The sequence below is a fragment of the Pseudomonas sp. LRP2-20 genome (assembly GCF_024349685.1).
Classification (GTDB): Bacteria; Pseudomonadota; Gammaproteobacteria; order Pseudomonadales; family Pseudomonadaceae; genus Aquipseudomonas.
Window position 1 is genome coordinate 2283499 of record NZ_AP025944.1, and the last position, 20881, is coordinate 2304379.

Genomic DNA, 20881 nt, shown 5'->3' on the forward strand with positions numbered 1-20881 from the left:
AGGCGAGTGGCGAGCTGTCAGCGAAATCCCGCCACGATGCCTTTGCGCTCTTCAAGCAAACGGCGGTTATCGGCGGTTTCTTTGTCCCCCAAGCGAATGCCGTCCACCTCACGCTGTGGGTCTGACCAATAAGGCAGCCGGACGATACCCGGTCTGCCAGCGGCCATGACGGTATACAATTTTGAACTCTCTGCCGGCTCATGGGCGTAGCCATGGCCATAGGCGAACGGGCCACCGCCACCATCATGCGCTGCCCCTATGATGTGGCCGATTTCATGGGCAAACGTGTAGCGTGACACCCCTATGCACGCCATGTTCACGACAGCGAACGCCTTGTCTTCGGTCATTCCTGCTGCTACTCCACAACTGTCCGGATGGGTGGTATCGACAAGCTGCACCACTGCATCTGCGGCAAGCGCGTCACGCCGCGGGTGTACTTCATCCATATGGCCATCGTCCTTTCTCCAGAGCCGCAACATCTCCAAGCTGTTGCCCTGACCGGCCTCCACGTAGTCCAGCAGCTCGAACCCTGCCAGTTGGAACGACAATCCGATAGCACTCAGGTCGAGCGTCTGGTTGCCCTCTTCGATGGCCAACTGCGCCAGCGCCTCGATGTCTTCATGGGCTGCGGCCGCTTTCTTGCCTGCAACCACCAGCACACGAATAGTGGTAACGCCGGGTTGCAGGCCCCCGGTTGTGCCTTGGGGAGGGCAGGCCGACGCACCCAGTGCGTCTGTTGGCTCATGGTCAGGTGGCAGTTTCGATGGATTGACTTCTTCCAGTACGGTTTGCCTGCCTCTGGTAAATCCGATAGACATGGCCCTCCCAGCGCAATGTCCCGGTCATGCCGCGGTCGTTGCTGATCAGCAGGATCGTGTTGGTCGCCGCCTTCGAGGTGCCTGCCGCGGGAGGTACACCGTTGCCACTCAAAGCGCCCTGCCAGACCAGCGTACCGTCATCAAGTGTGCTTGCTCGTTGTTTGTGCGCCTGGAGACGCTCCATCCCAGCAATCTTCAGCTTCAACCGTTCAGTCGTGGGGGCGAGCTTGTCGACCCGCACCGACCATTGCCTGTCGACCCAGGCGGCCCGTGACCGATTCTCGGCAGGCTCTGCCGTGAGGACGGGTATGTCCAGTTGCTCGATCAACCCGTGTGCGATCGCGAGTGCCAGCAAGCCAATAGGTATTATCCATTTGCCCATGGTGAGATCCCTGCTGTCGTGCCGGCGAAGGCACGGCGGATACAGGGAACTCTACGCAGGGCGTGTGGCGTTGAAACCTGGCAAATCTACCAGGTAGGCAGCGGATGGCTCAGCGAATGAAGTGCACCTTGCCACTGTCATCGTTCCCCATATAGATGCCATACACCCCGGCCTGGCGCTCGAGGATGTAGCGCTCGAGAATCTGCCGAATCGCCGGGTAGTAGATCTCATTCCAGGGAATTTCGTCGGGTTCGAAGAACTTGTACGCCAGTGTCTCCGGCCCGTACTGCCCGGTCTCCTCGGTGGCGATGGCGCGGAAGATGATGTACACCTCGCTTATCTTCGGCACGCTGAAGATCGAATAGGGCGAGACGATGTCGGCGCGCACGCCGCTTTCTTCCCACACCTCGCGCAAGGCCGCCTGCTCGGTGGTCTCGCCGGCTTCCATGAACCCGGCCGGCAAGGTCCAGGTGCCGGGGCGCGGCGGGATGGCGCGCTGGCACAGCAGGTACTTGCCGTCACGCTCGATGATGCAGCCGGCGATGATCTTCGGGTTGATGTAATGGATGTAGCCGCAGCCGGTGCAGTGCAGGCGTTCGTGGGTATCGCCTGTGGGAACGCCCCGGGCCAGTTCCGTGGTGCAGTGCGGGCAGTAGCGCGGGGCGTTGGGCATGTCAGCGGCCTATTCGAGGTTCCTTCAGGGCCAAGGGCTCGACGATGTCGCGCACCTTGGTGTTGTCGTCCTGCTTCTGGCGCAGGTACTCCAGGGCTACCTTGGCAGCGGCGCGCACGTGATCGACCGAAGCCTGATGAGCCACCAGCGGGTCGCCACTCTTGATGGCCTCGACGATCTTCTCCATCTCGCGGTTGCTGGCGCCACGGCGGTTTTCCTGCGACACCGAGGTGGCGCGCAGGTAGCTGATGCGGGCCTGCAGCTGGCGCAGTTGCTGGGCCGCGACCTGGTTGCCGGAGCCTTCCAGGAGCACGTCGTAGAAGCCTTGCACCGAGTCCAGCACCTGTTGCAGTTCGCCTTCTTCGAGGGCTTCGCGGTTGACCTCCAGCGCGCGTTCCAGGGCGCGGATGTCCTTGGCCTTGGCGTTGAGGGTGAACAGCTGCACGATCAGGCCTTCGAGCACGCAGCGCAGCTCGTAGATGTCGCGGGCGTCTTCCAGGGTGATGATGGCCACGCGCGGGCCCTTGGCGTCGGCGAATTCCACCAGGCCTTCGGATTCCAGGTGGCGCAGGGCCTCACGCACCGAGGTGCGGCTGACGCCAAGGCGGTCGCAGAGGTCGCGTTCGACCAGGCGGTCACCCGGCAGCAGATGGAAGTTCATGATCGCGCCGCGCAGCTTGTCGAGCACGATTTCGCGCAGGGTAACGGGGTTGCGGTTGACCTTGAAGCTGTCGTCGAGGGGCTGGCGTTTCATCAAGTGCGCTCTGAATGAGGCTGCCCGGCCACAACTGCAATAGCACCACGAACCTCGGGTGCTCCTTGCGTGGGTTCGAACAGCCCGCTGTTAACGGGTTGACTCCGCATCGGCTTCAGCGAACGCTTCGCGGGCCAGGCGGAAGCTGTCCACCGCCGCGGGCACGCCGCAATAAATGCCGACCTGGAGCAGGATCTCGCGAATCTGTTCACGGCTCAGGCCATTACGCAATGCGCCGCGAATATGCAGCTTGAGCTCGTGGGGCCGGTTGAGCGCGGAAATCATGGCCAAGTTTATCATGCTGCGCTCTTTCAGCGAGAGGCCTTCGCGGCCCCAGACGTGGCCCCAGCAATACTCGGTGACCAGCTCCTGCAGCGGCTGGGTGAACGCGTCGGCGTTCTGGATCGAGCGGTTGACGTATTCCTCGCCCAGCACCTGGGTGCGGATCTGCAGGCCTTTCTCGTACTTTTCGTTGCTCATGCGCAGTACTCCGGAATAAAACAGGGACCGCAACCGAGGGTGAGACGATTAGCGCGGCCCCTGAAAAAGGGGTGAAACGGGGGCCGCTGTGCGGCCCATCGCCGGCAAGCGCGGCTCCCACAGGTACAGCACAGGGCTATAAGTCTGTGGAATTCCCGCAGGAGCCACAGGTACAGCACAGGGCCATAAGTCTGTGGAATTCCCGCAGGAGCCACAGGTACAGCACAGGACCAGCAGTCTGCGGAATTCCTGTGGGAGCCGCGCTTGCCGGCGAAAGGGCTGCAAAGCAGCCCCGGCGGTCTCAAGTCAGCCCAGCGGCGGCAGGGCGCCCAGTTTGCCTTTGTGGTAGACCATCGGCGTCACCGGCTCGGCCGGCAGCACCAGGTTCTTCACCGCGCCGACGATGATCGCGTGGTCACCGCCGTCGTATTCGCGCCACAGTTCGCACTCGATGATCGCCGTGGCCCTGGCCAGCAGCGGGTTGCCCAGCTCGCTCAGGTGCCACTCGACGCCTTTGGCCTTGTCCTTGCCCTTGCCAGCGAAGGCATAGGCCTCGGCGGTCTGGTCGGCGGACAGCAGGTGAATGGCGAATTGCTTGCTGTCACGCAAGATCGGGTAGGTGTCCGACGCATAGTTGGGGCAAAACAGCACCAGCGCCGGGTCGATCGACAGCGCGCTGAACGCGCTGGCGGTGATGCCGACGATGCCGCCGTCGGCGTCCAGGGTGGTGACCACGGTGACGCCGGACGGGAACGAGCCCATCACGTCTTTGTAGATGCCTGGTTCGATCATCTCGTGCTACCTCTTAGCGCATCACAAACGGGTCGGGCATCGGCGCGGTGGACAGGTTGATCCACACGGTCTTCAGCTCGGTATAGGCCAGCACCGAATCGATGCCGCTCTCGCGGCCGTAGCCGCTGTTCTTGAAGCCGCCGATCGGCGCCATGGCCGACACGGCGCGGTAGGTGTTGACCCAGATGATCCCCGAACGCACGTCGCGGGCCAGGCGGTGGGCACGGCCCAGGTCGCGGGTCCAGATGCCGGCGGCGAGGCCGAACTGCGAGTCGTTGGCGATGGCCAGGGCCTCCTCCTCGGTCTTGAAGCGGATCACCGCGGCGACCGGGCCGAACACCTCTTCCTGCATGATGGTCATCGAGTTGCTGTCGCACTCGAACAGGGTCGGCTCGTAGAACCAGCCTTCACCTTCGACTTCGGCACGCTTGCCGCCCATGTGCAGCTTGGCGCCTTCAGCCTTGGCCGCAGCGACCAGGCCTTCGACCACGGCCAGTTGCTGGGCGGTGGCCATCGGGCCCATTTCGCTGGCATCGTCCTGCGGGTTGCCGATGCGGATGCGCTTGGCACGGGCGATCAGGCGCTCGACGAATTCGTCGAAGATCTCGTCCTGTACCAGCAAGCGCGAGCCGGCCACGCAGCTCTGCCCGGAGGCGGCATAGATGCCGGCCACGGCGCCGTTGATGGCGCTGTCCAGGTCGGCATCGGCGAAGATGATGTTGGGCGACTTGCCGCCCAGTTCCAGCGACAGCTTGGCGAAGTTCTCGGCGCTGCTGCGCACCACGTGGCGGGCAGTGGCGGCGCCGCCGGTGAAGGCGATCTTGCGCACCAGCGGGTGGCGGGTCAGTGCTGCGCCGGTGCTCGGGCCGTAGCCGGTGACCACGTTGACCACGCCTGGCGGGAAGCCGGCTTCGAGGGCCAGGCGGGCCAGTTCGAGGATGGTCGCCGAGGCGTGCTCGGACGGCTTGAGCACGATGGTGTTGCCGGCGGCCAGGGCCGGGGCCAGCTTGATCGCGGTCAGGTACAGCGGGCTGTTCCAGGGGATGATCCCGGCCACCACGCCGATCGGCTCGTGCACGGTGTAGGCGAACAGGTCCGGCTTGTCCAGCGGCAGGGTGCCGCCTTCGAGCTTGTCTGCCAGGCCCGCGGTGTAGTGGAAGAACTCTGGCAGGTAACCGACCTGGCCGCGGGTTTCGCGGATCAGCTTGCCGTTGTCACGGCTTTCCAGCTGGGCCAGGTGTTCCTTGTTCTCGGCGATCAGGTCACCCAGGCGACGCAGCAGCTTGCCGCGCGCGGTGGCGGTGATGCTGCGCCACTGCTTGCTGTCGAAGGCACGCTGGGCGGCCTGAACGGCCAGCTCGACATCGGCTTCGTCGGCGTCGGGCAGTTGCGCCCAGGCCTGGGCAGTGGCCGGGTTGAGGCTGTCGAAGGTCTTGCCGCTCTGGGCATCGAGCCATTGGCCGTCGATGCACATCTGGAAACGAACGAGGGTCATGCAACAATCCCCTTGGCGGATTCGGTGAGGGTGCGGGCTTGGGCGAGGAAGTCCAGGAGCATCTTGTTGACTTCACGCGGTGCTTCCACTGGCATCATATGCCGTTGTTCGGCGAGGACCACGCTTTGCGCGCCAGGAATGCTGGCAGCGAGCTGGCGGGTCATGGCCGGGGTGGAGCCCGAGTCGAGTTCGCCGGTGGCGATCAGCGTCGGCACCTGGATGCTGCCCAGGTCGCCTGCGCGGTACATGTCCTGGGTGGCGAACAGCGAATAAGTGGTGTGGTAACCCTGCGGGTCGTTGCTTGCCAGCACCTGGCGAATGGCGGCGACCTGCGCCGGGTTGGCCGCCTTGTATTCGCGGCTGAACCAGCGGTCGAGCGCGGCGTCGACGTTGGCGTCGGGGCCAAGCTGTGCTGCCTGGGCGGCACGGGCGATGACGCCGGCACTCTGCTCGGGGGTGCGGTTGAACACGCTGTTGAGCACGACCAGTGCAGCCAGGCGCTGCGGGTAGTTGAGGGCAAATGCCCGGGCGACCAGGCCGCCCATGGAGAAGCCGATCACGGTGGCTTGTTGAATCTGCAGGTGGTCGAGCAGTTCGGCGAGCTGGTCGGCGTAGCCTTCCAGGCCGATGTCGGCGGCCGGCAGCGCACTCTGGCCGTGGCCGAGCATGTCGTAGGTGATGACGCGGTAGTCGTTGGCCAGGCCCACGATCTGACCACCCCACATTTCCTTGTTCAGGCCCACGCCGTGGATCAGTACCACGGGTTGACCCTGGCCGACGGACAGGTAGCTGGTGCCGGCAGGTGTACGTTCAGCGACAGGCTGAATCATGGAGGGCGCTCCTTGAAGGTCGGGCGCGGCGGGTAAGCACGCCACGCCCCGGCCCGTCTTGGTTGTTGTTATTGAGCGTTGGCTTTTTCGGCAGCCAGTTCTTCCAGGTCGATGTAGCGGTTGCCGATGCGCGGGTGCAGGCGGCCGCCGTCGGCTGCGCCCAGAACCACGACGATTTCATCGGCGCGCGGGGCGTCTTCGATCTGCATTTCCAGGGTGATGTAGTGCGAACGCAGGCCTTCGTCGTCCTTCTGCATCATCGGGATCTGGATCGAGGTGCCTGGGCCGCCGCGCTTGTTGGTGAAGCTCAGGTAGCTCTTGGCCTTTACCGCTTCGCGGTAGTGGTTGCCGAAGCGCAGGGTGTGGATCACCGCCGAGGCGTGTTCGATCTCGCCGTCGGCGCCGACCACGGCGGCCTTGCCGTAGGCTTCGATCTTGTCGGCACCGCCGATGGCAGCGGTCAGGCGCTCGACCATCAGCGCACCCAGCTCCGAGCAGTTGGCGCGAATTTCCGGCTTCAGGTCTTCAACGAAACCGCGACCGGCCCATGGGTTCTTGATCACCACGGCCAGGCCGACCATGGTCACCGGCTTGTCGGTGGCCTTGCCGCCTTCGATGCGGGTCTCTTCGGAGTAGGTGACGATCTTGCGGATTTCGAAACTCATGGGTGGCTCCTGGTGAGGGTTATCAGCTCTTGTTGTCTGATGGTATACCATAATATTTGTTGTGCAAGAGGTGGCTGGAAATTTCTCTTGCGAGGGGACGAAAGGTGGCCTGATGCCTTGATTTATGGGGGCTCTGTACTGGCCTCTTCGCGGGCAAGCACGCTCCCACAAGTAATGCGAAGCCTTCGGGCCCGCGCTGTACCTGTGGGAGCGGGCTTGCCCGCGAAGAGGCCAGCACAGGCTTAAAAAAAGCCCGCTCACGCGGGCCACTGGGGCCCACGGGAGCGGGCGCGTCCCGCAATGACTCAGGCAATGGGAATTCAGGCGAACGCTGGCACCACTTCCTTGATGAACAGCTCGAGCGACTTCTTCTTCTCGGCATGGGGCAGGCTGTTGTCGCACCAGAAGCTGAACTCGTCGACACCGAGCTCCTGGTAGTACTTGATGCGGGCGATGATCTCTTCCGGCGTGCCGATCATGGTGTTCTTGCGGATGTTCTCCAGCTGGAACGCTGGCACTTCGGCGAACTTCGACTCCGGGCTCGGCTCGAGGAAGCCGTTGACCGGGGTGGTCTTGTTGCCGAACCAGGCATCGAAGGTGCGGTAGAAGCGCGAGATGGCCTGGGCACCGATCTTCCAGCCTTCAGGCTCCGACGGGCTGTGCACGTGGGTGTGGCGCAGCACCATCAGTTGCGGGCGCGGCACGTCCGGGTTGTTGTCGAGGGCGGCCTGGAACTTGTTCTTCAGGTCCAGCACTTCCTCGTCGCCCTTCATCAGCGGGGTGACCATGACGTTGCAGCCGTTGGCCACGGCGAAGTTGTGCGAATCCGGGTCGCGGGCGGCGATCCACATCGGCGGGGTGGCGTTGAACGGCTTCGGCACGCTGGTGGAGGTCGGGAACTTGTAGACTTCGCCGTCATGGGCGTAGTCGCCTTGCCACAGCTTGCGCACCACCGGGACCATTTCACGCAGGGCCTTGCCGCCGTCGGTAGCCGGCATGCCACCGGCCATGCGGTCGAACTCGAACTGGTAGGCGCCACGGGCCAGGCCCACTTCCATGCGGCCATTGCTGATCACGTCGAGCAGGGCGCATTCGCCGGCGACGCGGATCGGGTTCCAGAATGGCGCGATGATGGTGCCGGCACCCAGGCGGATCTTCTCGGTGCGCGCGGCCAGGTAGGCCAGCAGCGGCATCGGGCTTGGCGAGATGGTGTATTCCATGGCGTGGTGTTCGCCGATCCACACGGTGCTGAAACCGCCGTGCTCGGCCATCAGGGTCAGTTCGGTCAGGTCTTCGAACAGCTGGCGGTGGCTGACCTGTTCATCCCAACGTTCCATGTGCACGAACAACGAAAATTTCATGGGGCTTTCCTCAACGCTTGAAAGTGTCTGTCGCCAGGCTGCGCAGGCGCCAGGTGTCTCGATTCAGAATAGGCTTCAGGCAAAGGCCGGCAGGCTGGCCATCTTGCCGCGGCAGTAGACCATCGGTCGTGGTGCTTCTTCAGGGACGATCAGGTTGTGTACCTTGCCGACCATGATGGCGTGGTCGCCACCTTCATACTCGCGCCACAGTTCGCACTCGATGACGGCGGTGGCACCGGCCAGGATCGGGTTGCCCAGCGCGCTCAGGCTCCACTCGATGCCGGTGGCCTTGTCCTTGCCTTTCTTGGCGAATGCGTAGGCTTCGGTCTGCTGTTCACCGGAGAGCAGGTGAATGGCGAAGCGCTTCTGCTTGATCAGCACAGGGTAGGAGTCGGAGGTGTAGTTGGGGCAGAACAGCACCAGCGGCGGGTCCATCGACAGGGAGGAGAAGGCGCTGGCGGTCAGGCCGACGACCGAGCCGTCGTCGTCCAGGGTGGTGATGACGGTCACGCCGGACGGGAAGGAGCCCAGGACGTTCTTGTAGACGGTTGCGTCGATCATCTCATGTACCTCTAAGGGGCTGCGGTGGTCCGCGGTTTTTATCGTTGATGTGTCTGATGGTATACCGTAATACCTATTTTGCAAGCGGAATTTTCGGCCCTGGTTTTTCACGATGAACGGCTCAAGGCCACGTAAACCGTGGGCTTGAGCGGTGAGGCGGTTTGTCGCAGGGGTTGCGCGAACAGATCAGTGGGCGTTTTTTCCTACGGATCAGTGTTGTCAAAAGTTTGGAATACCATAATATGGTCCGCAGCTGAGAGGCCGCCTAGATGCGGTTTCCTTACAAAGATAAAAAACGACCTTTCGAGCTGAATCCTATGTCCCAACCGTCGTCGCAACACCAGTTTGTCGAGAATCACACGGTCGATTACGTTCCACCTGCCGAGCGCCACGGGAAGGCGCGCGACCTGTTCACCCTCTGGTTCAGTACCAACATCGCGCCACTGCCTATCGTCACCGGCGCCATGGTGGTCCAGGTGTTCCACCTGAACCTGCTGTGGGGGCTGATCGCAATCGTGCTGGGTCATCTCATCGGGGGCGTGTTCATCGCCCTGGCCTCCGCGCAGGGACCGCAGCTGGGCATTCCGCAGATGGTCCAGAGCCGGGGCCAGTTCGGCCGCTATGGCGCCTTGCTGATCGTGTTCTTCACCGCGCTCATTTATGTCGGCTTCTTCATTTCCAACATCGTCCTGGCGGGCAAGACCATCCACGGCATCGCCCCGGGCGTGCCGATGCCAGGCGCTATCGTGATCGGTGCCCTGAGTGCGACGGCCATTGGCGTGATCGGCTACCGCTTCATTCATATTCTCAACCGCATTGGCACCTGGGTGATGGGGTCGGCGCTGCTGGCCGGTTTCATCATGATGTTCGTCCAGGAACTGCCTGCCGACTTCTTCAGCCGCGGTGCGTTCAACCTGTCCGGTTTCATCGCCACCGTGTCGCTGGGCGTCATCTGGCAGATCAGCTTCTCGCCGTACACCTCCGACTACTCGCGCTACCTGCCGCGTGAACTGGGCATCGCCAAGCCGTTCTGGGCCACCTATTTCGGCGCTACGCTGGGCACTATCCTGTGCTTCAGCTTTGGTACGATCGCGGTGCTGTGCGTGCCGGAAGGCACCGACGCGATGGATGCGGTCAAGCAGGCCACCGGCTGGCTGGGCCCGATCCTGATGGTGCTGTTCCTGCTCAACATCATCAGCCATAACGCGCTCAACCTGTATGGTGCGGTGCTGTCGATCGTGACGGCGATCCAGACCTTCATCGCCCAGTGGACACCGAGCATCAAGGTGCGGGTGATCCTGGCGTCGGTGATCCTGGTGGGTTGCGCGATGGTGGCGTTGAACGCCTCGGCGGGCTTCATCGGCCAGTTCATCGGCCTGATCCTGGCGCTGCTGCTGGTGCTGGTGCCGTGGGCGTCGATCAACCTGATCGACTTCTACCTGATCAAGAAGGGCCAGTACGACATCGCTTCGATCTTCCGCGCCGACGGCGGCATCTATGGCCGCTTCAACCACCACGCGATCATTGCCTATGCCTGTGGGATCCTGGTGCAGCTGCCGTTTGCCAACACGTCGCTGTATGTGGGGCCGTACTCGAACATTGTCGAGGGGGCTGACCTGTCGTGGTTGTTCGGTTTGATCGTGACCGTGCCGCTGTATTACTGCCTGGCGACGCGCGGCCAGGCTGCCGAGAAGGCAGGGCGGGTGGTTAGCGTCAACGACTGACAGATTGTTGTTGCTGTAACAGGGGCTGCTTTGCAGCCCTTCGCGGGCAAGCCCGCTCCCACAGGTGATGAGTTGTCCACGAGGGCTGCGCAATTCCTGTGGGAGCGGGCTTGCCCGCGAAGGGCCGCAACGCGGCCCCAGTTGTTTTGGATCAGACCTTGAACTGCGCGACCATGCCATTCAAGTCCACCGCCAGGCGCGACAGGTCCTGCGCCGCTGCACTGGTCTGATTCGCTCCCGCCGATGTCTGCATCGCCAGATCACGAATGTTCACCAGGTTGCGGTCCACCTCCCGCGCCACCTGCGCCTGCTCCTCGGAAGCACTGGCGATCACCAGGTTGCGCTGGTTGATCGACGCGATCGCCTCGGCAATCACCTCCAGCGCCTCACCGGCACCTTGCGCCACTTCCAGCGTGCCGTTGGCCCGGCCTCGGCTGCTGTGCATTGCCGACACCGCCCGTTCGGTACCGTTCTGGATCCCGGCGATCATCTGCTCGATCTCGGCCGTCGACTGCTGGGTACGGTGGGCGAGGGCGCGCACCTCATCGGCCACCACGGCAAAGCCGCGACCGGCTTCACCGGCACGGGCGGCTTCGATCGCCGCGTTCAGTGCCAGCAGGTTGGTCTGCCCGGCAATCGCGCCGATCACATCGAGCACGCGGCTGATCTCGTTGGCGTTGCTGGCCAGCTGTTCGATCTCGGAGGAGGTGCCCGTCACGTCATTGACCAGATGCTGGAGCGAGGCCAACGCCTGGTTGACCTGGTCTCGGCCATCGCGGGTGGTCTGGTCGGCACCTTTCGAGGCGTCGGCCGTGCTCACGGCGTTGTTCGCCACTTCTTCCACGGCGGCGGTCATCTGGTTGACGGCAGTCGCGGCCTGGTCGATCTCCGCGCTCTGCTGGTGCAGGCCGCGGCTGGTGTCTTCAGTGACGGTGTGCAGTTCTTCCGAGGCCGAAGCCAGCTGGTCGGAGGAGGCGGCAATCTTGCGGATAGTCTCGCGCAGGCTGCCCTGCATGCGGCCCAGGGCGCGCAACAGCAGGGCCGGTTCGTCGCGGCCGGCGACACGGATATCCCGGGTCAGGTCGCCGGTGGCCACGCGCTCGGCCACGGCGACCGCATCGGCCAGGGGCACCACGATGCTGCGGGTGAGCACCACGGCGATGGCGGCCAAGGCAAGCATGATGATCACCAGCGAACCGATGATCACGGTGAAGGCTTCGTCGGCCACGTCGCTGCTGCGCTGCGAGGCGTCCTCGGCGCCCTTGCCGTTGTAGGCGATCAGCGCGGTCATGGCTTTCATCATGGTGTCGGCGTACTGGGTGAGGGGGCCGCTGATCTGTTGCTTGGCCTCGTCCATGCGGCCAGCGGCGATGGCCTGCAGCACGCGGGTCTGCAGGTCGAGGTATTGCTGGTGGGCTGCATTGAAGGCGTTGAACAGGGCGCGGCCATCGGCGGCGATGAGGGTGTCCTCATAATCCTTGAGGCGGCCTTTGAGCTGGTCGTTGATGCTCTTGGCCAGGTCGATGTTGCGGGCGCGTTCAGCGGGGCTGTCATCCAGCGCCGCGCGCAGGGTAATGGCACGGGCGCGACCGAGGTCGGTGCTGATGTCGCCGAGGGAGACCACGGCGGGCATCCAGGTGACACGAATTTCATCGGTGGCGGCGTCCATCCGCCGGGTTTCATAGAGTGTGATAAGGCCCATGGCCAGGACCAATACGCCCAACAGGGCGAACACGCTGGTAGCGCGGGTGCCGATCTTCATATTCCGTAACTGCATGGAATGCTCCTTGACGTTGGCGTGCAGGCGTCAAGAGCATGGACGTGTGGCCGGGTCACCGGGGATGGCGCCAGGCATCTCGATGCGCTGCGGATTTAAGTGTGTGTCTCACCCTCTCGAATCTGTTTTTTATTTAAATGATGCCATATGGCCATTATTATTGACCAGTCATTCAATGTAACGACAAATTCCGACAAATCCGTCGTTTTCTGACGGATTTGTCAGGATTTCGCACTTATGCGATGGGGATCATGGGGTCGGCCGCGGCCAGCGCCACGGTCCGATCGGCCGCTGGCGGGTAGATCCACACCGAGTTGATCTGGCGCTTGAGCGCTTTACCTTCATCGCCCTGCAGCTTCAGTTCGCGCTCCCAGCCTTCGCTGTAAGCTGCCCCCCATTCGCCAAGGTCCAGGCAGGTGACGTACTTGGGCTGGCGGTATACCAGCGGCGCCACACCGAGCAGGTCGGCCATGGCATTGTTACCCGAGTGGCGGCCCATGGGGATGGCGTGCTGGCAGGTCATCAGGGCGTGATTGCCCACCTCGTCGACGGCAGCCCAGGCGGTGTCGCCGGTGGCGTAGATGTGGTCCTGGCCGATTACCTTGAGGTGGTCGTCGACCTTGAGTCGGCCGAAGTTGTCGCGCTCGCCAGCTACCTGGGCAGTCAGCGGGCTGGCCTTGACCCCGGCGGTCCAGATCACGGTCTTGCTGGCGATGTATTCGCCGTTGCTCAGGGTCACGCCACCGGCATCCACTGCCACCACCGAGGTGCCGGTCAGCCACTCGACACCGGCCTGCTTGCAGGCGGCAACGATCGATGGGGTGATGCCCGCACCCAGGGCCGCGCCGACCTGAGGGCCACGATCGATGACCAACACCCGTATCGCAGCCTCGCTGCCGAGGATGGCACCCAGGCGGACCGGGATTTCAGTGGCGGTTTCGATACCGGTGAAGCCACCACCACAGACCACCACGGTGTTGCGTGCCGGCGAGGCTGGCTGGGCAGCCAGGCCGACCAGGTGCTGCTCGAGCTTCACGGCCGATTCCATCTGGTCGACATCGAAGGCATGTTCAGCCAGCCCCGGCACTGCCGGGCGCGCCACCTGGCTGCCGGCGGCGAGGATCAGCCGGTCGTAGCCGATCTGCCGGTGTTCACCGGTGGCGTCGGTGTAGCGGACGCTGCGCCGCTCGGCATCGATGGCTTGGGCATTACCGGCAATGAAGCGCACCCCGACCGCTTCGAACAGTTCACCTACCGGTGCTTTCAAGCTGTGCGCGTCGGCTTCGTAGAAGCGCGGGCGAATGCGCAGCTCCGGTTGCGGGGCGAGCACGCTGATGCTCAGGTCATCGCGCTGGGCCTGGTCGAGCAAACGGGCGGCGCTCAGGGCGCTCCACACTCCGGCAAAGCCGGCACCGATGATCAGGATGTTCGATTTCATGGAAGTGCTCCACAAGGTTGAAGAGGATTTCGAGGGTTGGTTGTGCGCCCCGAACAACTACGACTCTATTGATCGGAGTTCTGATCGGCAAGTTTTTTTTGCGATGGCGCACCTCGCAATGCCCGCACGAAACCCAGTCAAGGCCTGTGTTAATGGGCTTTCGCGGGCGAAAATTGCGCGAAAGATAGCGACGGGCGGTGCCAGGCCGCCCCCATTTTTCAATCTGACGGTGAATTTAGCCCTTTGAATTACATAGGAATGCCAAAATGACTTAACAGTTGACTGTCAAGTTTCTCTGAGTTTTGTCGAAAATAGTCACTGTAATAGCCAAATCATGCCAAAGATTTGAGATCTAAAATTAAGAGAATTAATTATTTTTCTGAGGATTTAAGGGACTTAATGTAGTCATGTACATCTTTTTTTGACAGCAAAGGGGTCGCTGTGGCAGAAGATAACGGGTAGCGCGCGATGAGTTTGCCTGTTTTAATTAGAGCTTCTGCGTACTTAGGTTTTAGAATGAGATTGGCTTGTGGGCAAGTGTAATAGTTACTAAAAATTTCATCAATTTTACTTTTGTCGCTAGGGGTTATGAATTTTAATTTGTTAATGGTGATAATTTTAATGGTGCCTGGCTTGGTGAATAAGTTGTAAAATGCAAGAGGGCTTATGTTGTGGGGTTTGATAACGCTCTGTAAATTGTGTAGATTTAGTTTGAAGCAGTGGTCTAGGTGTGTTCGGTGTTTTGCAGGTGATGGGGTCTTTTCGGGGGAGGTATTTCTAATGAAAAAAGGAGAGTTTGTTAAGGATTCAATAGAATATAAGCGCGAACGCGAGATGTCCAGTGGACTTCCCGTGATTGGCGCTATTCCAAGTTGAGAAAGAGCTTTGACGATTTTTGAAGGGGTGATGCCTAACCAATCGGCTAAAGTGACTGCTCTCACATAAAGCTCATAAAATTTATTAACTGACGAGCTGGTGATTAGGCGACGTTTAAGTGTCAGGTGATAAACAGACTTCAAAAGGTTGCGATTTGCCATTGAAGCTATTGCTGCGGAGTCTACGTGAAGAAGCCTGGCAGTTTCAGTGAACGTTAGGCCATTTTCATGTTCTATAATTGCTCCTTGAGCGGTCTTGCTCTGCAAGCTCTTGAAACTGTCTTTAGAATAAAAGATACAGGGCGTGCCATCTATCTCAGGACTGCAGACTGGAACTATATTGAGTTCGGCTGCTTTGCTAGATTGGCGATTTATAGCGCATCCAAGTAGGTTTGCTGCATCACGTGAGTTGAAATGTTTATCAAGAAAGGTATCAATGGATTCTTTGCTAACAGAGAAGCCATTTTTGGTCTTGAAAGTATAAGCGCCTTTTAATAGTCCCTTCGAAACTAGACTTCGTATTACCATTCTGCTCCTTCCCATGTAGCACGCACCCTCTGTAACCGTAAGCCAAGTTTCGGTGGGTGAGTCTGAAATCATCGGAAGGTTAAGTGTGCGTACAGGCGGGGGAGTTATGGAGGAGTTGCAGTAGGCTATGATTGCTGAATGATATTTCCGGTGTATCAATTTTTCTTGTAATAGCCGACTTCTGCAGCTAGGTGGCGGAATTCCAAGCGCTGCTCGCGCCTTGAGGATGCGTGATGTTGTAAGGTTGTGGCTGGCTGCTAATAGCTCAATTGACGTTAAGTTATCGTCAAACCGAGATACGGATTCAGTAGTGATAACTGTTTGGCTGGTCGGAGTTCGCAGTCCCGTTAAAAGACCTTCGTTCAAGATCTCGCGAAGCATCTTTAGGCTAATGCATAATTTTTGCATTGTCTCGGATCTTGACAGATGTAACGGTAGTGCTGGGCTTGCCTTTACTTTGCCCATGTTGAGACGGAATTTTAACGCCGCGTCAGAAATAGCGAGCGCCTGACGCCAAGTGTAAGGCCCACGGTCACTAATGTTTACAATAGATGAGACGAAGGCAAGCCAGTGTGGCATCGGGATTTTAAGCCACGCCCCGAGTTGTGAGCTGATAAGTCTGAACTCTACAGGTTTACCTTTCTTAGCATTTAAGCTGTTATTTGTATATTGGAGGGTCGAATTTTCCTCACTGCAGTGGTGGCGTAATGCGCGTAATACAGAGTTCTGCATAATAGGCTGCGGGATTCGAGAGAATTTAGCAAACAGCACCCGGGCGGGTATGTCTGGATAAAGGGTGCGAAATTTCTTAAGGTTTTCTTCTATCAGTGATTGGCATTCATCGATAACGCCTATTGCAATACCCAAAATGGCTCGGTCTGTTGAGCTCTGCCAGTCACACGCAAATGAATTTGTAATGGATATCAAAATTTTTTGCAATGCGTCGAATTTTTCCTGGTCATGGGATCGAAATATTTTAAGCAAAAATTGCTCAATCACCGTGTCTGCTGGGTCGCAGGGAGGCGACTTGAGGACGCAACCGCATTGGCATTTGTCCTCTATGGGCTTCCACCATTTAATTGATTTTTTGCAGCGTGGGCATATCAGAATGTATTGAGTGTGGTGGAATGGGCAAAATGTGCTTAGTTTTATGTCTATTATGAAGTGTTCCTTGCCTTCTTTCCAACAGTTAGAGCAAAATGCATTGTTGCGTGCTCTTATGTACTTTCTAGGCACTTTTATGCCGCTGATTATCAATGAAGATGACACTACCTCATCTGGTGCGGGCGGGTAGAAACCACTGAGGACTAGGTCTCGAAGCGGGCCAGCCTCCTCAGCCATTTTCATTATTGCTGGATTGTCTTGACAAATAGGAGCAGAGCTAATGGAGGTAGTGCCCAAGATTTTGAAAATTTCACGCCCGTAAAAACATCCATGTTTAAATGCCATGCGTTTAAGTATGCTGGTGGGGCTTTCTTCCGCTTGTGGGATAGGAATAAATAGTAAGTTATTCATCAGGGTCTCCATCTTTTTCGTTTATTATTTCTTTGAGCTCCGAGTAACTGAGTGTGAAAGGGTTGGTCGCGCTTAGGCGTTCGGGCAGATCAATATATTCAGTGGCGATTAGGAAGTCATTTGCAGTAAGGGACTTGGTTCCGTTACGATTGAGGCAATATTTTAGGGCGTCGCTGATAATAAGGCGCAGTGTCCCGATGTTACCATTGGTGGCAACGTATAACGCCGATGCAATAGCTCGGTCGTTCAGATGCGCCCCAAGACCGAGCGGTGTTAGCTGGTACATGCTGGAGTCAAGTTTTTGGAGCATCGAATAAAACTCAGAATCCGGCCCTTCTGAGTAAAGGAAGTTATTCAACTCTACTAGGTATGGATAACGGCGTGCAAAAGCTCTGTTGTTGTCACGAATATTTATGCACTCTTCGGTGCCCGAAAGAATAATTGGAATCCGGAGTGTATTCAAAAGAGAAACTATCCATGCTAACGAGTCAACCCGAACGTTTTCCCCTGCGGTGACGCACAGGCGTTGAATTTCGTCGAGAAAAATGACTTTGACGCCTGCTGTGATCAAGCACGTGACGAGTTGGTGCGTCAGCTTTTCTCGTGTGCCCCCAGGGGTCCGATTGATCAACATGCGCAAGATATTAGTTATAAGGCCTTTGACGGTTGCTTGGGCAGGGACTTCGCAGTAGATTACTGGCATCCGTGTGTAGACACCGTCCTCCCTAACATCGTCGGGTTGGTGAAGGGTGCGAAAATAGTTGAGCAGCGTCGACTTTCCAAGCCCGCTAGGGGCAGAAAGTAAAGCGCAAACTGGCCTCCCCAATGTTTGTGTGTTTTCAATCGCGCTCTGGATTTGCGAAAACGCTCGGCGAAAGCTTGGGTAGAAAATGATGGTTTTATCAAATGCAAGCAAAGCACTGGCCATGTCCGGTGTCATTATGACCTCCAAGGATATCTGGCCCCTCACTGATCCACTGAGAGGTAGTGAAGGTAAATACAGGTGTTTTTCCCTTGATTTGATTCCTGCTGCGTTAAATTCCAGGTGCCGAGTAATCATCTGGTGTATCTTGATGATAGGGGTAATCCACTACAGGTTCCGTGCGTTGTATCAACTTGCTTTTCTTCGGCTTCAGTTGCATTCCCTGTTTGCATTCTTCAATACGATGACGTTTTAGCCGGTTTTTCTTGTTCTTAATGTCGGAGATCTCACGCAGGATTTTGACCCTGGCTCTGCGTGCTACGCGAGAGTTAAACGTCTGCCGGTCTTCGCGCAGGCGTTTTTGTATGAGCTTATGCAGATGCAAAGTAAGGCCGTCTTGATAGTCAGCGTCTACCGCTTCTAATTCGAATAACTCCTCGCGGTGATCAGGGTGGCAGACCCAAGCTTTTCCTAAATTACTACGGTCGTAATAAACCAGTAGTTTCTTCTCTGTGGAATACTGTTTAGCAAGGTAGCCGACCGCTGGGCCTGTCCAAAACAGCGAATCAAAGCGTAACCTTCCTTGGTTTGGCGTCGCTCTGAATGCTTGCCAAAAGTGTTTATTTAGCTCATCCGATGAATATCGTTTTGGTTGAAAAAGCGCGTTGCTGTATTTCTCCCAGGCTTGCCGGGGTGAAATTCCGATGGCGCTGTGCCTCCGTTCAGAGTAAACTTCTGAAATCCACCGGCCGATGAATCCATTTAACTCGTCAAGTTGCAACATTGCGCGCTCCTCGGAGTCATAGTCGCCGCGATCAGCAGGCGCGGCAAAAGTCGTCCCTGGCATCAGGTGAATAAGTTCTTTGGAAAGAGTTCCGAAAAAAGCTTCTATGTGGGGCTTTTGGTTGGGTGAGCCTGGCTCGCAGTAGCAGATTTCTCCACCCAGCATCAGGATAATTCGTTGTAAGTTTTCAGCTATGTACTCGGGTCCACCGTCAAAAACGTAACGTTGGCCTAAACCGCCATATGGGTTGTCGCTAGACAAGGACAATCGAAGCGCTCGTAGTGTGGTGTCTAAAGAGGGAGGATTGAATGATACAGACCATGCGCAGATCATGCGGGTGCAAACGTCCATGAAGGCGGTCAAGTATGGCCGGCCAATTACCTCGCCAAACTGATCGACTATTATCACGTGCAGCATTTGGGTGTCTGCTTCCATCAGCTGCAAGACATGCGTTGCCCTAGTGTGCTTCACGGACCAATGGTGCTGCCGACGGGCATACTTGACCCCCTTCTGTGCGAGATCTTTTTCATAACTATCGACTTCCCGCAAGATTCGATTCAAGGTTGAGCTGGACGGGACTTTTAACTTGTCGCAGTCAGGGCGCGTCTCATTAACTTCGTCGAGTGTCTCGATAATCGTGTCGATCACTTCGGTTTTTCGGGCGGGCTCCGCGTTTAAGTAGTGAAGCTTAATTTCCGCTTCAATGATTTGTTGTACCTCTTGAGGCTGATTGTCTATTCGTTGCTTGAGTCTGGTTCGGGTCTTCGGCAACAAGCTAATATAACGTTCTCCGCCGAGGCGCAATTTGCGAACCCATCCTCGTACGGTATTCAGGCTGGGTGCGCTGATATCATTGATTTGTTGGGCAAGTTTGCGAATCAATGCTTGGGTCAGGACACTAGGCAGTCTACCTGGAAAGCGATCATTGACCGGCTTCGTATAATGCTGACGACGGTTATATGCTTCTGCAATGCGCTTGGGTAATCCAGCGAGAACGGCTGTAGGTTCATGTTGGATAGGTGCTTCTTGAACTTTGACCAGTCGACCGCTTTTCCATGCTCCATAAAGCAGGGGCAAGGTGTTCCGAAGTATTGTTTTTGAACCTTCGGTCGCTCGCAATTGAACGTGTTCACCGCGAATCTGTGTAATTTCGTAGCGGCAACCGCGGTACTGGTAGCGCTCCCCGACCTTCATTTCGAACGTGTTCATGATTGCCTCCAAATGCGGGTCGACATTGTCAACTTTTGATTGAGGTTGACCGACAGATAGCCTTGGAAAATCGCGTAACAGATATCCGAGGTGGCCACATCCATGCCTATAAGGGTCTGTAGGTCCGTTTGGTTGGTTTGTACGTCACTCACCAATTGGCGTAAACGCTGTGCAGAGCTTTCACTTCCAGCCAAGCTATGGTGGTAGAGGTACTGCAGGTTTTGGGTAATGAGTGAATTGGGAAGTTGAGCATGCTCAACCCAGTGAAAGAAGCAGCCGCTATCCAGTACCATGGTCTCCACTGCATTCATCGCTTGCTGCGCGTAAGGCGCTTCACGAAAATGCGGACTCAGCGATTTGTAATACACGCTTGATCCCGTTTTAAGATGAACCAGGAAGTCCGCATTGAACACGGTTGTGCCTTGGCAAAGGGTGGGCGGACGGCACTCGTAGGCGATGACGTCCTTACGGTACTCGAGGTAGATGCACTGCTCGGCTTGCAGAACGTTGGCGCAGGCCACTGTGGTGTCGTTCTTACGCGAATAAAACAAGGTCACTCGCTTCCCATGACAGCCCTTGCGCAGCTCCTTACGAGGCACATACTTGATTGCACTTTCGGCGGAGGTAATCATTGCTTGCTCCATTTGAGTGCGATGACTCAAATCAATTCAGGGAAGCCGGCTGTGATGGCTGGTTTGCCAACGCAGCGGCTACAGAGGGGACTGTGGTGTGTCCCTGTAGCGGGTAGGGCATCTCTACATTGCTGTTAAAGCAGACGTGGCAGAGCCCTAGAAGTCGGTGAACTTCTGGATCGTACATCTGTTCACGCGTTGTCAACTGATAGCGCCGACCAGTCACCTCAATTCGTCAAGCAAAGTCGCTTGGTTACACAATGAGTTACTGTCCGGCGAAAAGTAAACCAAACCGGTGGCAGTTGATTTGGCGGCCAGGCGTAATCACCTTTAGCGGTGCCTGGAGGCGCGTGATCTGCGCATGGACTGCATCATTCATAGTCGACGCGATCGGCAGGGGCTAAAAATTTGACTTGTCACCAGGTCCACTAGTTCTTTGCGCAGGATGCAAAAAATAATTCTACGTAAGGCTTATGGTTGGGTGGAGCTGGTGCGCAGTAGCAGATTTCTCGACCCAGCATCATGATCAGTTCTTGTATGTAACCAGGTACATATTCAGCTGCTCCATCGACTATGTAATGTTGAGGTACACCACCATCTGGGTGATCGCGCGGTACAAACTTTAATACACGTCCAGAAGAGATAATCATTATTTGCTCCTTTTGA

19 protein-coding genes are annotated in these 20881 nt (G+C 57.9%); 2 read left to right on the plus strand and 17 right to left on the minus strand.

Annotation, left to right across the window (positions count from 1 at the left end; translation table 11 throughout):
• Positions 1–17 precede the first annotated feature (17 nt).
• The 11 genes from OCX61_RS10065 to OCX61_RS10115 all read right to left on the minus strand — a co-directional run bounded on the left by OCX61_RS10065 (position 18) and on the right by OCX61_RS10115 (position 8811).
• Complete coding sequence (locus tag OCX61_RS10065; RefSeq protein WP_261943651.1) at positions 18–818, minus strand: M12 family metallo-peptidase; 801 nt, start codon at positions 816–818, stop codon at positions 18–20.
• A complete protein-coding gene (locus OCX61_RS10070; protein ID WP_261943652.1) occupies positions 748–1200 on the minus strand; it encodes a hypothetical protein in 453 nt (150 codons plus the stop codon). The genes OCX61_RS10065 and OCX61_RS10070 overlap by 71 nt, the downstream gene beginning before the upstream one ends.
• A gap of 109 nt (positions 1201–1309) precedes the next feature.
• Positions 1310–1873 (minus strand): NUDIX hydrolase, encoded by a 564-nt coding sequence (locus tag OCX61_RS10075; protein ID WP_261943653.1) that lies wholly within the window; start codon positions 1871–1873, stop codon positions 1310–1312.
• A gap of 1 nt (position 1874) precedes the next feature.
• Positions 1875–2627: a GntR family transcriptional regulator gene (locus tag OCX61_RS10080; RefSeq protein ID WP_261943654.1), complete on the minus strand. Its 753-nt coding sequence runs from the start codon at positions 2625–2627 to the stop codon at positions 1875–1877.
• 90 nt (positions 2628–2717) lie between these two features.
• Positions 2718–3107 carry a carboxymuconolactone decarboxylase family protein gene (locus OCX61_RS10085; RefSeq protein ID WP_060478414.1) on the minus strand — a complete coding sequence of 130 codons (390 nt, stop codon included), beginning with the start codon at positions 3105–3107 and terminating at the stop codon, positions 2718–2720.
• 306 nt (positions 3108–3413) lie between these two features.
• Positions 3414–3899 (minus strand): flavin reductase family protein, encoded by a 486-nt coding sequence (locus OCX61_RS10090; protein WP_261943655.1) that lies wholly within the window; start codon positions 3897–3899, stop codon positions 3414–3416.
• A 13-nt stretch (positions 3900–3912) separates the two neighbouring features.
• A complete protein-coding gene (locus OCX61_RS10095) occupies positions 3913–5394 on the minus strand; it encodes an aldehyde dehydrogenase (RefSeq protein WP_261943656.1) in 1482 nt (493 codons plus the stop codon).
• Positions 5391–6224 carry an alpha/beta fold hydrolase gene (locus OCX61_RS10100; RefSeq protein ID WP_261943657.1) on the minus strand — a complete coding sequence of 278 codons (834 nt, stop codon included), beginning with the start codon at positions 6222–6224 and terminating at the stop codon, positions 5391–5393. Before OCX61_RS10100 ends, OCX61_RS10095 begins: the two co-directional genes overlap by 4 nt.
• A 68-nt stretch (positions 6225–6292) precedes the next feature.
• Complete coding sequence (locus tag OCX61_RS10105) at positions 6293–6889, minus strand: amino acid synthesis family protein (protein WP_060478410.1); 597 nt, start codon at positions 6887–6889, stop codon at positions 6293–6295.
• Between the two features lie 320 nt (positions 6890–7209).
• The gene (locus OCX61_RS10110; protein ID WP_261943658.1) at positions 7210–8250 is read right to left on the minus strand and encodes an LLM class flavin-dependent oxidoreductase; all 1041 of its coding nucleotides are present in this window, start codon (positions 8248–8250) and stop codon (positions 7210–7212) included.
• Between the two features lie 75 nt (positions 8251–8325).
• A complete protein-coding gene (locus OCX61_RS10115; protein ID WP_261943659.1) occupies positions 8326–8811 on the minus strand; it encodes a flavin reductase family protein in 486 nt (161 codons plus the stop codon).
• A 317-nt stretch (positions 8812–9128) separates the two neighbouring features.
• On the opposite strand from OCX61_RS10115, the gene OCX61_RS10120 reads away from it, so the two are divergent.
• Positions 9129–10535 (plus strand): purine-cytosine permease family protein, encoded by a 1407-nt coding sequence (locus tag OCX61_RS10120; protein WP_261943660.1) that lies wholly within the window; start codon positions 9129–9131, stop codon positions 10533–10535.
• Positions 10536–10686: 151 nt separating this feature from the next.
• Here the strand turns inward: OCX61_RS10120 and OCX61_RS10125 are convergent, their stop codons facing one another.
• Positions 10687–12312 (minus strand): methyl-accepting chemotaxis protein, encoded by a 1626-nt coding sequence (locus OCX61_RS10125; RefSeq protein WP_261943661.1) that lies wholly within the window; start codon positions 12310–12312, stop codon positions 10687–10689.
• Positions 12313–12547: 235 nt separating this feature from the next.
• Positions 12548–13750, minus strand: a complete 1203-nt coding sequence (locus OCX61_RS10130; protein ID WP_261943662.1) for an NAD(P)/FAD-dependent oxidoreductase — start codon at positions 13748–13750, stop codon at positions 12548–12550.
• On the opposite strand from OCX61_RS10130, the gene OCX61_RS10135 reads away from it, so the two are divergent.
• Positions 13749–13997 (plus strand): hypothetical protein, encoded by a 249-nt coding sequence (locus OCX61_RS10135; RefSeq protein WP_261943663.1) that lies wholly within the window; start codon positions 13749–13751, stop codon positions 13995–13997. The two genes, OCX61_RS10130 and OCX61_RS10135, sit on opposite strands and share 2 nt — an antisense overlap.
• Positions 13998–14121: 124 nt before the next feature.
• On the opposite strand, the gene OCX61_RS10140 is transcribed toward OCX61_RS10135, so the two are convergent.
• The 4 genes from OCX61_RS10140 to OCX61_RS10155 form a co-directional block, all read right to left on the minus strand.
• Positions 14122–16668 (minus strand): hypothetical protein, encoded by a 2547-nt coding sequence (locus OCX61_RS10140; RefSeq protein ID WP_261943664.1) that lies wholly within the window; start codon positions 16666–16668, stop codon positions 14122–14124.
• Positions 16661–17608, minus strand: coding sequence for a TniB family NTP-binding protein (locus OCX61_RS10145; RefSeq protein ID WP_261943665.1), 948 nt, complete (start codon positions 17606–17608; stop codon positions 16661–16663). The genes OCX61_RS10140 and OCX61_RS10145 overlap by 8 nt, the downstream gene beginning before the upstream one ends.
• Before the next feature lie 94 nt (positions 17609–17702).
• Entirely contained in the window at positions 17703–19583 is a 1881-nt protein-coding gene (locus OCX61_RS10150; protein ID WP_261943666.1) for a TnsB C-terminal domain-containing protein, read from the minus strand.
• Positions 19580–20215 (minus strand): hypothetical protein, encoded by a 636-nt coding sequence (locus OCX61_RS10155; protein ID WP_261943667.1) that lies wholly within the window; start codon positions 20213–20215, stop codon positions 19580–19582. The genes OCX61_RS10150 and OCX61_RS10155 overlap by 4 nt, the downstream gene beginning before the upstream one ends.
• Positions 20216–20881 lie beyond the last annotated feature (666 nt).

Bases quoted from the DNA above. Each gene is read 5' to 3' on its own strand.
- OCX61_RS10065 (WP_261943651.1), bottom strand. From the start codon at position 818: ATGTCTATCGGATTTACCAGAGGCAGGCAAACCGTACTGGAAGAAGTC.
- OCX61_RS10070 (WP_261943652.1), bottom strand. From the start codon at position 1,200: ATGGGCAAATGGATAATACCTATTGGCTTGCTGGCACTCGCGATCGCA.
- OCX61_RS10075 (WP_261943653.1), bottom strand. From the start codon at position 1,873: ATGCCCAACGCCCCGCGCTACTGCCCGCACTGCACCACGGAACTGGCC.
- OCX61_RS10080 (WP_261943654.1), bottom strand. From the start codon at position 2,627: ATGAAACGCCAGCCCCTCGACGACAGCTTCAAGGTCAACCGCAACCCC.
- OCX61_RS10085 (WP_060478414.1), bottom strand. From the start codon at position 3,107: ATGAGCAACGAAAAGTACGAGAAAGGCCTGCAGATCCGCACCCAGGTG.
- OCX61_RS10090 (WP_261943655.1), bottom strand. From the start codon at position 3,899: ATGATCGAACCAGGCATCTACAAAGACGTGATGGGCTCGTTCCCGTCC.
- OCX61_RS10095 (WP_261943656.1), bottom strand. From the start codon at position 5,394: ATGACCCTCGTTCGTTTCCAGATGTGCATCGACGGCCAATGGCTCGAT.
- OCX61_RS10100 (WP_261943657.1), bottom strand. From the start codon at position 6,224: ATGATTCAGCCTGTCGCTGAACGTACACCTGCCGGCACCAGCTACCTG.
- OCX61_RS10105 (WP_060478410.1), bottom strand. From the start codon at position 6,889: ATGAGTTTCGAAATCCGCAAGATCGTCACCTACTCCGAAGAGACCCGC.
- OCX61_RS10110 (WP_261943658.1), bottom strand. From the start codon at position 8,250: ATGAAATTTTCGTTGTTCGTGCACATGGAACGTTGGGATGAACAGGTC.
- OCX61_RS10115 (WP_261943659.1), bottom strand. From the start codon at position 8,811: ATGATCGACGCAACCGTCTACAAGAACGTCCTGGGCTCCTTCCCGTCC.
- OCX61_RS10120 (WP_261943660.1), top strand. From the start codon at position 9,129: ATGTCCCAACCGTCGTCGCAACACCAGTTTGTCGAGAATCACACGGTC.
- OCX61_RS10125 (WP_261943661.1), bottom strand. From the start codon at position 12,312: ATGCAGTTACGGAATATGAAGATCGGCACCCGCGCTACCAGCGTGTTC.
- OCX61_RS10135 (WP_261943663.1), top strand. From the start codon at position 13,749: ATGGAAGTGCTCCACAAGGTTGAAGAGGATTTCGAGGGTTGGTTGTGC.
- OCX61_RS10130 (WP_261943662.1), bottom strand. From the start codon at position 13,750: ATGAAATCGAACATCCTGATCATCGGTGCCGGCTTTGCCGGAGTGTGG.
- OCX61_RS10140 (WP_261943664.1), bottom strand. From the start codon at position 16,668: ATGAATAACTTACTATTTATTCCTATCCCACAAGCGGAAGAAAGCCCC.
- OCX61_RS10145 (WP_261943665.1), bottom strand. From the start codon at position 17,608: ATGACACCGGACATGGCCAGTGCTTTGCTTGCATTTGATAAAACCATC.
- OCX61_RS10150 (WP_261943666.1), bottom strand. From the start codon at position 19,583: ATGAACACGTTCGAAATGAAGGTCGGGGAGCGCTACCAGTACCGCGGT.
- OCX61_RS10155 (WP_261943667.1), bottom strand. From the start codon at position 20,215: ATGATTACCTCCGCCGAAAGTGCAATCAAGTATGTGCCTCGTAAGGAG.